Consider the following 12,195-nt stretch of genomic DNA (forward strand, 5'->3'; position numbering starts at 1 on the left):
GTTCGTCAGTCCTCCTCGTGGAACTCGCACCAGATCTCCTTGCCGTCGCCCCGGGGCTCCGTGCCCCACTCGCCCGACAGTTCCTGGAGCAGGAACAGGCCGCGGCCCGAGGAGGACATCTCGCCCGGGTGGCGGAGGTGGGGGAGGCCGGTGTCGGCGTCGGAGACGGTGACGCGGAGGGTGCGGTTGCCGCGCGGGCCGTCGACGTCGGCGCTGATGTCGGCGTCGCTGTCGGTGTGCAGCAGGACGTTGGCGATGAGCTCGGAGAGGACCAGTTCCGCGGAGTCGACCTGCGCGGGGGTGGACCAGTCGAAGAGCATCGCGCGCAGTTCGTGGCGGGCGTCCGCGGTGCGCTGCTGCTCCGCCTGGGGGACGGTGAGGTGCATGTGGCGGCCGGTGGCGGGGGCGGCGCCCGGTTCGACTTCGGCCGGCGGCAGGTCGCGGCGGAGGAGGACGAGCGCGATGTCGTCCTCCCGGCGCTCCGCGTGCGGGCCGGGGGTGGCGTGGGAGCCGGGGCCGCTGGCGGCGTCGATGAGCCCGTCCGCCAGCGTCTCCAGGTCGTCCCCGACGTGCTCGGCGAAGGCCCGGCGCAGCCGGTCGCGGCCGGTCTCCAGGTCGTGGCCGCCGGTCTCGATGAGCCCGTCGCTGCACAGCAGCATCAGCTCGCCCGGCTCCAGGACCAGCCGGGTGACGGGATAGTCCGGGTCCTCGACGACGCCGAGGGGCAGGCCGCCCTCGGTGGGGCGGACGAGGAGGGTGCCGTCGCCGATGCCCATGGCCGGGTCGAGGTGGCCGGCGCGGGCGATGTGGAGGGTGCCGGTGGCCGGGTCGGCCTTGATGTAGAGGCAGGTGGCGAAGCGGGGGTCGGCGTCGTCGGGCGGGGAGTCGCCTTCGAGGCCCTCGCGCTGGTTGAGCTGGGTGAGGAAGTGCGAGGCGCGGGTGAGTACGGCGTCGGGGTGGTGGCCCTCCGAGGCGTACGCGCGGATGGCGATGCGCAACTGGCTCATCAGCCCGGCGGCGCGTACGTCGTGGCCCTGCACGTCGCCGATGACCACGGCCGTCTTGCCGGCCGGCAGCGTGATCACGTCGTACCAGTCGCCGCCGATCTCCAGACCGCCGCCGGTCGGCACGTAGCGCGCGGCGACGGTCATGCCCGGCGTCGGCGGCACCTCCTCCGGCATCAGGCTGCGCTGCAGCCCGGCGGAGAGTTCGCGCTCGGACTCGTGCACGTGCGCCCGGGACAGCGCCTGCGCGAGCATGCGTGCGACGGTGGTGAGCACGGAGCGCTCGTCGGGGGTGAAGGGCGCGGGGTGGGAGAAGGCCGCCAGCCACACGCCGATGACCCGGCCGGCCACGATCAGCGGCACGTACGCCCACGAGCGCCGGCCCAGCCGGCCGGCGAGCCGCCACGCCTCGGGGAAGCGGCGGCGGTACTCCTCGCGGCCGGCGATGTAGATGGCGCGGCCGGTGCGGACGGCGACGGAGCCGGGGTAGTCGGAGTCGAGGGGGATGTCGTGGAAGGGCTCCTCGTCCTCGGGGCGGTAGCCGTGCTGGCCGATCACCTTGAGGTGGTTGCCCTCGACGCCGAAGACGGCCATGCCGTCGGGCGAGAAGCCGGGCATCGACAGGGACGCGGCGACGCGCAGCACCTGGTCGGTGCCGCGGGACTCGGCCAGGGCGCGCCCCGCGTCGAGGAGGAACGCCTCGCGGGACAGCCGCCAGTCGCTGGTCAGCGGCGACGGCGGGGAGGTGCCGGCGCTGGCGCCGGGCTGGGGGCACCGCCCAGGTGCGGAGCGCTCTGGGGGAGGTTCGACGACCTCCTGCACGATGCCGGACATGACCACGTCGCCGGAGTCGTCGGCCGCGGCGGGGCCGGTGGCGGCAGCGGGCCCGGTGCCGGTGCCGGTGCCGGTGCCGGTGCCGGTGCCAGTGCCGGGGCCCGCGGCCGGGCCGCCGCCCGTACCCGCGTCGGGACCTGCGCCCGGCGCCCGGTCCGTACCGTGTCCCCCCTCCGCCGGCTCACCGCCGCGGAACGGCCGCATCCTGGTCCGTACGACCCGCAGCACCGTCCCCCGCTCGTCCACGATCCGCAGCCGCGCCTCCGCCACGGTGCCCTCCGCGCGGGCCAGGTCCATCGCCCCGGCCAGCTCGACGTAGTCCACCCCGTGGCAGCGGCCCCGGACGTCGGCCGCCGTCGTCTCCGTCGGCCGCTCGGGCAGCCCGACGAGCCGGGCGGCCTCGGCGTCCATGGTCACGGTGCCGGAGGCGGTGTCCCAGCTCCACACCCCGGTGCCGACGGCAGCCAGGACCTCCTCGGTGTGCATTGCCCTATTTTAAGGTGATTGGCCGCGTGCGGCCGCGGAAGACGGGGACGGTAGTCTTGGCGGGCTGAACACTCTCCTGGCCGAACGGTCGCCCTCCCGGCCCGGGCGCCCCCGGCCGCGAGCGAAGGCAAGCCGAAGACGACGAGTCCGACGAACTGGATGGATGATGCACCGGTACCGGTCCCACACCTGTGGTGAGCTGCGCGCGAGCGACGTCGGCAGCGACGTCCGGCTGTCCGGCTGGCTGCACAATAGGCGCGACCTGGGCGGCATCCTCTTCATCGATCTGCGCGACCACTACGGCATCGTCCAGCTCGTCGCCCGCCCCGGCACCCCCGCGAACGAGGCGCTGGCGCACCTCACCAAGGAGACCGTCGTACGGATCGACGGCAAGGTCGTCTCCCGCGGCGCCGACAACGTCAACCCCGAGCTGCCCACCGGCGAGGTCGAGATCGAGGTCGGCGACGTGGAGGTGCTCGGCGCCGCCGAGCAGATCCCGTTCACGATCAACGCCGAGGACGGCGTCGGCGAGGAGCGCCGGCTCGAATACCGCTTCCTCGACCTCCGCCGCGAGCGCATGCACCGCAACATCATGCTGCGTACCGCCGTGGTCACGGCCATCCGGCAGAAGATGACGGCCCTCGGCTTCAACGAGCTGACCACCCCGATCCTCTCGGCCACCTCCCCCGAGGGCGCCCGCGACTTCCTGGTCCCCTCCCGGCTGCACCCCGGCACGTTCTACGCGCTGCCGCAGGCCCCGCAGCAGTTCAAGCAACTGCTGATGATGGCCGGGTTCGACCGCTACTTCCAGATCGCGCCCTGCTTCCGCGACGAGGACGCGCGCGCCGACCGCTCGCCCGGCGAGTTCTACCAGCTCGACATGGAGATGAGCTTCGTCGAGCAGGAGGACGTCTTCGCCGTCATCGAGAAGGTGATGACGGAGCTGTTCGAGGAGTTCGGCGACGGCCGGCACGTCACGTCGCCGTTCCCGCGGGTCCCGTACCGCGAGGCGATGGTCAAGTACGGCTCGGACAAGCCGGATCTGCGGGCGGAGCTGGAGCTGTCGGACGTCACGGACGTCTTCGCGGACAGCGAGTTCAAGGCGTTCGCGGGCAAGCACGTACGGGCCCTGCCGGTGCCGGCGGTGCAGGACCAGCCGCGCAAGTTCTTCGACGCGCTCGGCGACTTCGCCGTCGAGCAGGGCGCGAAGGGCCTCGCGTGGGTGCGGGTCGGCGAGGGGGGTGCGCTGTCCGGGCCGATCGCGAAGTTCCTCACCGAGGAGAACGTGCGGGTGCTCACCGAGCGCCTGGGCCTGGACGCCGGGCACGCGGTGTTCTTCGGCGCGGGCGAGACCGACGAGGTCTCCAAGATCATGGGCGCGGTGCGCGTGGAGGCCGCGAAGCGCGCCGGGCGGTTCGCCGAGGGCGTCTTCCGGTTCTGCTGGATCGTCGACTTCCCGATGTTCGAGAAGGACGAGGACACGGGCGCCATCGAGTTCTCGCACAACCCGTTCTCGATGCCCCAGGGCGGCATCGAGGCGCTGGAGACCAAGGACCCGCTGGACATCCTCGCGTACCAGTACGACATCGTCTGCAACGGCGTCGAGCTGTCCTCCGGCGCGATCCGGAACCACGAGCCGGAGGTCATGTTCAAGGCCTTCGGCATCGCGGGGTACAGCAAGGACGAGGTGGAGCGCGAGTTCGGCGGCATGCTGCGCGCGTTCCGCTTCGGCGCCCCGCCGCACGGCGGGATCGCGCCCGGCATCGACCGGATCGTGATGCTGCTGGCCGACGAGCCGAACATCCGCGAGACGATCGCCTTCCCCCTCAACGGCAACGCCCAGGACCTGCTGATGGGCGCGCCCAGCGAGGTCGACGAGGCCCGGCTGCGCGAGCTGCACATCGAGCTGCGCAAGCCCCAGCCCAAGTAGGCGGCCCAAGGAGGCAGCCCAAGGAGCGGAGAGGCTTTCCCACCGGCGTACGGGCCGGGGCGCCCGGCGGGCCCCCGGCCCGTGGTGGTGCCAGGTACACCCCGGAGCCGGGTGGCCATCCCATGGGGCGCGGGGACGCGAATTCCTAGGTTGATGTCATCGACATCGCAGAGGGGAACCGTCCCATGTGGGCCATGGCCATCCGTACGCTCCGCCACAGAACCGCCGCGCTCTCGGCGACCTTCCTGGCGCTCTTCCTGGGCACCGTCATCGTGATGACGTGCGGCGGTCTGCTGGAGACCGGCATACGCAACAACGCGCCGGCGCAGCGCCTCGCGGGCGCCGACCTCGTGGTCACCGGCGACCGCGACCTCCCCCGCGGCGACGAGACCGCCGTCCTCCCCGAGCGCCCCGCCCTCGACGACTCCCTGACCGCGGCCGTACGGAACGTCCCCGGCGTCGAACGCGCCGTGCCCGAGCGGGTCTTCGAGGCCGCCGTACTCGGTGCCGGCGACGCCCCCGACGCGCAGGCCCACGGCTGGTCCTCCGCCGCCGTCACCCCGTACGAGCTGACCGAAGGCCGGGCCCCGGCGGGCCCCCGCGACGTGGTGCTGGACGAGGCGACGGCCCGCGCGTACGGCGTGCGCCCCGGCGACAAGGTGCGCGTCGCGGCGCAGGGGAGCGCCGAGGCGTACCGCCTGACCGGCGTGGTCCGCACCGCGCACGCCGTCGACCGCGGCGCCGTGTTCTTCACCGACGACCGCGCCCGCGCGCTCTCCCCCGCCGTCGCCGACATCGCCGTCACGGCCGCGCCCGGCACCGACCACGGCGAGCTGAAGGACCGCCTCGGCGAGGTCGTCGCGGACCGCACCGCGCAGGCGCAAACCCCGGCGAAGGTCGTCTCCGGCGACGACCGCGGCGCCGTCGAGTACCCCGAGGTGCTGACCCGCAAGGAGGACCTGATCGCGCTGGCCGGCGCCTTCGGCGGGATGGCCACCCTCGTCGCGGTCTTCGTCGTCTCCGGCACCGTCGCGCTGTCCGTCGAGCGGCGCCGCCGCGAGTTCGCGCTGCTCCGCACCCTTGGCGGCACCCCGCGCCAGTTGCGCCGGCTGCTGCTCGCCGAGACGCTGATGGTCGCGCTCGTCGCCGGGGCGGCGGGCTGGTTCGCCGGGCCGCCCGCGGGGGAGCGGCTGTTCGAGGAGTTCACCGGCAGCGGCATGGTGTCGGAGGCCGTCGCGTACGAGCAGGGCTGGATCCCCGCGGTCGCCGCGGCCGGTGCGCTGCTGCTGACCGCGCTGCTCGGCGGCTTCCTCGGCGGCCGGCGCGGGGTGAAGGTCACGGCCGTCGAGGCGATGGCGGAGTCGGCGGTACGGACCCGATGGGCGTCCCCGGCGCGGATCGTGGCGGCCCTGCTCTTCCTCGCCGGCGCCGTCGCGCTGGCCATCCTGACCTGGGTGCTCTTCGACGGCCCGATCGCCGCCAGCACCGCGGGACCCACCGTGCTCTGCACGGCCATCGCCCTCGCGCTCCTCGGCCCGGGGCTGACGAAGCTGTGCACCGTGCTGATCTCGGGCCCGGTCAAGGCCGTCACCGGCGCCGGCGGCGAACTCGCCGTCGTCACCGCCCGGGCCCGCGCCGTCCGGATGGCGGGCGTCGTCACCCCGGTGATGCTCGCCGTCGCCATGGCCACCGCGAACCTGTACCTCCAGACCACCCAGACCGACGCCTCCCGCGAGGCGTACGCCCAGAACCTGCGCGCCGACGCCGTCGTCGACTCCGCCTCCGGCACCCTCGACCCGGCGCTCACCGCCGACGTCCGCGCCACCGAGGGCGTCGCCGCGGCCGGCGCGTACGTCACCAGCACCGGCTGGATCGACGGCATGGGCGACGAGGACGGCGTACCGCTCCAGGGCATCGACGCCCGCGGCGCCGCCCGCACCACCGCGCTGGACCCGGTCGAGGGCGAGGTCGCCGACCTCACCGGGCGGACCATCGCCCTGCCCGCCGGGGCCGCGGACGGCCGGAGCGTCGGCGACACCGTCGAGGTCCGCTTCGGCGACGGCGCCGCCGCCGACCTGCGGATCGCCGTGCTCTTCGAGGGCCGCGCCGGCTACGACACCGCGTTCGTGCCCGCCGGCCTCCTCGCCGGGCACACCGACGGCGCGCTCCCGCAGCAGATCCTCGTACGCGCCGAGGACGGCACGAGCGCCGCGGCGCTGACGGCGAGCCTGGAGAAGACCCTCGCGGACCACCCCGGCACCGTCGTCGCCGACCGCGATGAGCTGATCGAGGACAACATCAAGGACACCGAGACCCAGGCGTGGGTCAACTACCTGATGGTCGGCATGATCGTCGCGTACACCGCGATCTCCGTGGTCAACAACCTGGTGCTCTCCGTCTCCGGCCGCCGCCGCGAGTTCGGGCTGCAGCGGCTGGCCGGTGCCACCCGCCGGCAGGTGCTGCGGATGCTGACGATCGAGGCGCTGATCGTCGCCGGGATCGGCGTGGCCCTCGGCACGGCGGCCGCGGCCACCGCGCTGGTGCCGTTCAGCCACGCGGCGGCGGACAGCCTGCTCCCCTCGGGACCGCTGTCCATCTATGCCGCGGTGGTCGCGGGTGCGGTGGCCCTCGCCCTCACCGCCACCCTGGTGCCGGGCTGGGCGGCCCTCCGGGCGCGGCCCGCGGAGGCGGCGCTGGCGGAGGAGTGAGCGGGCGGGCCCGCCCCGGGTGCGGGGCGGGCCCTGATGTCTTGCGGAGGCACCGCCAGGCAGCACCGCAAGACGGCTCGGCCGGCCGGGGTCCCGCGGGGACTCCGGCCGGAGTCGTCGGCTCAGCCGAAGCGGCCCGACACGTAGTCCTCGGTCGCCTGCACCGACGGGTTGGAGAAGATCTTGTCGGTGTCGTCGATCTCGATGAGCCGGCCCGGCTCGCCGACGGCGGCCAGGTTGAAGAACGCGGTACGGTCCGAGACGCGCGCCGCCTGCTGCATGTTGTGCGTGACGATGACGATCGTGAACCGCGTCTTCAGATCCCCGATGAGGTCCTCGATGGCGAGGGTGGAGATCGGGTCGAGCGCGGAGCAGGGCTCGTCCATGAGGAGCACCTGCGGCTCGACGGCGATGGCGCGGGCGATGCACAGGCGCTGCTGCTGGCCGCCGGAGAGACCGGAGCCGGGGCGGTTGAGGCGGTCCTTGACCTCGTTCCACAGGTTCGCGCCGCGCAGGGACTTCTCCACCACGTCGTCCAGCTCGGACTTCTTGTAGCGGGCGTTGAGCTTCAGACCCGCGGCCACGTTCTCGTACACGCTCATCGTCGGGAACGGGTTGGGCCGCTGGAAGACCATGCCCACCACGCGCCGTACGGAGACGGGGTCGACGCCGGAGCCGTAGAGGTTCTCGTCGTCCAGCATCACCTTCCCCTCCACCCGCGCGCCCGGTATGACCTCGTGCATGCGGTTGATGGTGCGCAGGAAGGTGGACTTGCCGCAGCCGGACGGGCCGATGAAGGCCGTCACGGACTTCGGCTCGACGGCCATCGAGATGTCCTCGATCGCCTTGAAGTCGCCGTAGTAGGCGGTGAGGCCGCTGATGTCGATGCGCTTGGCCATGTCAGATCACTTCTCCTCTGGCCGTCAGCGGCCGGTTTTCGGGGCCTTCCAGCGGGCTATGCCGCGGGCCAGCAGGTTGAGGATCATCACGAAGACGATGAGGACGAGGGCGGCGGCCCAGGCGCGGTCGAACGACGCCGACGTACCCGCCCCCCACTGCTGGTAGATGTACAGCGGCAGGGACGCCTGGCCGCCGTCGAAGGGGTTGTTGTTGATCGCGGGGCTGCCGAAGACGAGCAGCAGCACGGGGGCGGTCTCGCCGGTGATGCGGGCGACGGCCAGCATGACGCCGGTGGTGATGCCGCCGAGGGAGGTGGGCAGGACGACCTTGAGGATCGTCTTCCACTTCGGTACGCCCAGGGCGTACGACGCCTCGCGCAGCTCGTTCGGGACGAGCTTCAGCATCTCCTCGGTGGAGCGGACCACCACGGGCATCATCAGGATCGCCAGGGCCAGCGCACCGGCGAAGCCGGAGTAGCCGAAGTCCAGGATCATGATCCACAGGCTGAGGACGAACAGGCCGGCGACGATGGACGGGATGCCCGTCATGACGTCGACGAAGAACGTCACCGCCCTCGCCAGCGCCCCGCGGCCGTACTCCACCAGGTAGACGGCGGTCAGCAGCCCGATCGGGGTGGCGATCAGCGTGGCGATGAGCACCTGCTCGATGGTGCCCATCAGCGCGTGGTAGACGCCGCCGCCGGGCGCGACGTTCACCACGCCGCTCATCGAGTGGGTGAGGAAGTAGCCGTCGGTGACCTTGATGCCCTTGCTGACGGTCTCCCAGATCAGCGACGCCAGCGGGACGACGGCCAGCAGGAACGCCACCCACACCAGGGAGGTCGCCAGCCGGTCCTTCGCCTGCCGGCCGCCCTCGACCGCGGTCGAGATGACGAACTGGCCGATGACGAAGAGGATCGCCGCGATCAGGCCCCACTGGATGCGGCTGCCGAGGTCGGCGAGCACGCCGATGGCCACGGCCACCGCGGCGGCGCCGCCGGCGATGCCCAGGGGCGCGAAGCGGGGCAGCCGCGGCTGCTTGATGCCGAGCCGGTCGACCGGCCGCTTGTCGGCGATGGTGCTCATGCGTTGGCCCCCGAGTACTCCTTGCGCCGCGCGATGATCAGCCGTGCCGCGCCGTTGACCAGCAGCGTGATGACGAACAGCACCAGGCCGGAGGCGATCAGCGCGTCCCGCCCGAACTCCCCGGACTCGCCGAACGACGCGGCGATGTTCTGCGCGAACGTTCCGCCGCCCGCCTGGAGGATCTCCGCCGACAGCAGCGCCGACGGCGACAGCACGGTGGCCACCGCCATCGTCTCGCCGAGCGCCCGGCCGAGGCCCAGCATCGAGGCGGAGATCACGCCGGAGCGGCCGAAGGGCAGCACCGTCATGCGGATGACCTCCCAGCGCGTGGCGCCCAGCGCCAGCGCGGCCTCCTCCTGGAGGCGGGGGGTCTGGGCGAAGACCTCGCGGCTGACGTTGGTGATGATCGGCAGGATCATCACGGCCAGCAGGATGCCCGCGGTCATCAGCGAGCGAGGCGCGGTGCCGTCGAAGGAGAGCACGACGGTCCAGCCGAAGTAGCGGTCCAGCCACTCGTACGTGCCGACCAGGTGCGGCACGAGGAACAGGGCGCCCCACAGGCCGTAGACGATGGACGGGACGGCGGCCAGCAGGTCGATGACGTACGCGATGGGCGCCGCCAGCCTCCGCGGCGCGTAGTGGGTGATGAACAGCGCGATGCCCACGGCGATCGGCACCGCGATGACCATCGCGACGATCGAGGAGACGACCGTGCCGAAGGCCAGGACGGCGATGCCGAACTTCGGCGGGATGGCGTTCGCGTCCCACTCGAAGGTGGTGAGGAAGTTGCCCTCGTTGTCCGCGAGGGCGATGGACGCGCGGTACGCGAGGAACGCGGCGATCGCGGCCATGATCAGCAGCAGCGCGATCCCGGACCCCTTCGACAGGCCGGAGAAGACCTTGTCGCCGCGGCGGGAGCCGCCCTTGCCGTTCGACAGCAGGACCTGTGACGGCGGTGGGGCGGGGGTTTCTATGTCGGTGGGTGGAGCAGTCATACGTGAATCTCCGGTCTGGTGTGGGGCGACGGCGCGGTCTGCGCCCGCGTCCCGGCGGCGGTGCACCGGATGGCCCCCCGCCGGCCGGACGGTGTGGTTCGCCGGCCGGCGGGAGGGGGGATCAGGACAGGCTGTCGACGGTCTTGGCGACCTCGGCGGCCATCTCCGCGGGCAGCGGGGCGTAGCCGACGTCGACGATCGACTGCTGGCCGGCCTCGCTGGCGGTGTAGGCGAGGAAGGACTTCACCGCGTCCAGGGACTCCGGCTTGTTGCCCTTGTCGCACGCGATCTCGTACGTCACGAGGGTGATCGGGTACGCGCCCTCCTCCTTCGTGGCGTAGTCCAGCTCAAGCGCCATGTCGGGTGCCTGGCCGACCCGCTCGCCGACGGCGATGGCCTGGGAGGCGTTCTCCACGGTGGCCTCGACGGGCTCGGAGGCACCGGTGTCCAGCTTGACGGTGCTCAGGTCGTTGGACTCGGCGTGCGAGATCTCCATGTACGAGATGGCGCCGTCGGTCTGCTTCACCTGCGAGGACACCCCGGCCGAGCCGGTGGCGGCCTGGCCGCCCTCGATCGGCCACTTCTTGTCGGCCTCGTCCGGCCAGGCGTCCTTCACGACCGTGTTCAGGTACGCGGTGAAGTTCTCGGTGGTGCCCGACTCGTCGGAGCGGTGCACGGGCTGGATCTTGGTGTCAGGCAGCTCGGCGTCGGGGTTCAGCTTGGCGATGGCCTCGTCGTTCCACTGCTTGATCTCGCCGTTGAAGACGTTCGCCAGCGTCTCGGCGTCGAGCACCAGCTCGTCCACGCCCTCCAGGTGGTACGCGATGGCGACCGGACCGCCGACCATCGGCAGGTTGATGCCCTGACCGCCGGAGCAGACCTTCTTGGACTTCTCCACTTCCTCCGGCTCCAGCGCGGAGTCGGAGCCGGCGAAGGCGGTCTGGCCGTTGAGGAACTCCTCGATGCCCGCGCCCGAGCCGACCGGCTTGTAGTTGACCGTCACGTCGGGGCAGGCGGCCTGGTAGTCCGCGACCCACTGCTGTACAGCGTTGTCCTGGGAGCTGGCGCCCGAGGCGAGCAGCTCGCCGCTGCCGCCGCACTTGATCTCGCCGCCGGCGGCGCTCTTGTCGCCGCCCTTGGCCTTGTCGTCGCCGGAGCCCGAATTGTCGTCCGAGCCGCACGCCGAGAGGACGAGGGCGCTGGAGAGGGCGAGTATGCCTGCCGCGGTGCGGTACCGGATCTTGCTCTGAGACTTCACTGGGGACTTTCCTTCCTGAGGCCGCACTTCCAGGAGCGGCTGATAACAAATCGAGACAAACTGAGTTGTGGGGTCTAGGGGAGGTCCGGGGCCGGCGGCACGAAGCGGTAGCCGACGTTGCGGACGGTGAGGATGATCCGTGGATCGTGAGGGTTGTCCCCGATGCGGTCGCGCAGCCGACGGATGTGCACGGCGATCGTGTTGGACTTCGGTGCGCTGCCACCCCACAGCTCGGCGCTGATCTGGTCTCGGGTGACGACCTTCTCGGCGTTGGCCACCAGCAGGTGCAGCAGCTTGAACTCGCGAAGCGGAAGCTGCACCAGCCGGCCGTCGACGCGGGCCTCGAAGGTGGCGGGGTTGACGCTGTACGGACCTGAGGCCACCGTCTGGTCCACGTCGTACGTCGCCGGGCTGGCGACGCCGAGCATCTTCAGGACCTCGTACGGCCGGTAGGGCCGGGCGACGCAGGCGCTGGCCCCGGCGGTGAGCGCCTCCACGGCGTCCTCCGCGTCCTCGGGGCCGACGCCGATGATGACCGGCGTGGCGCTGCGCCGCCGCAGCACCTCCACCACACGGGCGCCGGGCACGAGCGGCAGCTTGGCGCTGACCAGCAGTGCGTCGGGGGACTGCAGGCCGACCTGGAGCAGCGCCTCCGCTCCGTCGGAGCAGAAGACGACCTTCACCTGATGGCCCGCCAGGTGCTCCGCAAGATCGTGCGCCACCTGTTCGTCCGGATCGGCGAGCAGCAGGACATGTCCGTGTCGCTGGCCGGGTATCGCCGGTGTGTCCATCGGTCGGTCACCACCCCCTTCGTCGCCTCTCATGGAAATCGGTGACAGCGGACTCGGCCGGAGGTGACGGTTAACTGAAGGTGAACATCGGAACAGGGGTGCGTGATGCCGTTATCCGCCCGTTATGAACGGCGTGATCCACGACACCGTGAGCCCCACCGTGTGTGTCGCGGCTCACCTTTCCGGCCGCCTGCCGGACCGCCG

Annotated in this window: 8 protein-coding genes; 2 read left to right on the forward strand and 6 right to left on the reverse strand. The window is 72.0% G+C overall.

The genetic code is table 11. The features are described from left to right. Positions 1-5: 5 nt before the first annotated feature. Positions 6-2,324, reverse strand: a complete 2,319-nt coding sequence (locus OG946_RS18185) for an ATP-binding SpoIIE family protein phosphatase (protein WP_326797117.1) — start codon at positions 2,322-2,324, stop codon at positions 6-8. Positions 2,325-2,490: 166 nt separating this feature from the next. Here OG946_RS18185 and aspS point away from each other — a divergent pair, with 166 nt between their 5' ends. Both aspS and OG946_RS18195 read left to right on the forward strand, forming a co-directional pair. Next, positions 2,491-4,254: an aspartate--tRNA ligase gene (gene aspS / locus OG946_RS18190; protein ID WP_326797118.1), complete on the forward strand. Its 1,764-nt coding sequence runs from the start codon at positions 2,491-2,493 to the stop codon at positions 4,252-4,254. 194 nt (positions 4,255-4,448) lie between these two features. Then, positions 4,449-6,962: an ABC transporter permease gene (locus OG946_RS18195; protein WP_326797119.1), complete on the forward strand. Its 2,514-nt coding sequence runs from the start codon at positions 4,449-4,451 to the stop codon at positions 6,960-6,962. Between the two features lie 122 nt (positions 6,963-7,084). Here OG946_RS18195 and pstB read toward each other — a convergent pair whose 3' ends face one another. The 5 genes from pstB to OG946_RS18220 form a co-directional block, all read right to left on the reverse strand. After that, complete coding sequence (gene pstB / locus OG946_RS18200; protein ID WP_326797120.1) at positions 7,085-7,861, reverse strand: phosphate ABC transporter ATP-binding protein PstB; 777 nt, start codon at positions 7,859-7,861, stop codon at positions 7,085-7,087. A gap of 24 nt (positions 7,862-7,885) precedes the next feature. After that, entirely contained in the window at positions 7,886-8,947 is a 1,062-nt protein-coding gene (gene pstA / locus OG946_RS18205) for a phosphate ABC transporter permease PstA (RefSeq protein ID WP_326797121.1), read from the reverse strand. Further along, a complete protein-coding gene (gene pstC, locus OG946_RS18210; protein WP_326797122.1) occupies positions 8,944-9,942 on the reverse strand; it encodes a phosphate ABC transporter permease subunit PstC in 999 nt (332 codons plus the stop codon). The genes pstA and pstC overlap by 4 nt, the downstream gene beginning before the upstream one ends. A 121-nt stretch (positions 9,943-10,063) precedes the next feature. Then, positions 10,064-11,200 carry a phosphate ABC transporter substrate-binding protein PstS gene (gene pstS, locus OG946_RS18215; RefSeq protein WP_326797123.1) on the reverse strand — a complete coding sequence of 379 codons (1,137 nt, stop codon included), beginning with the start codon at positions 11,198-11,200 and terminating at the stop codon, positions 10,064-10,066. 74 nt (positions 11,201-11,274) lie between these two features. Next, entirely contained in the window at positions 11,275-11,991 is a 717-nt protein-coding gene (locus OG946_RS18220) for a response regulator transcription factor (RefSeq protein WP_326797124.1), read from the reverse strand. Positions 11,992-12,195 lie beyond the last annotated feature (204 nt).

Source organism: Streptomyces sp. NBC_01808 (assembly GCF_035917395.1).
Lineage (GTDB): Bacteria > Actinomycetota > Actinomycetes > Streptomycetales > Streptomycetaceae > Streptomyces.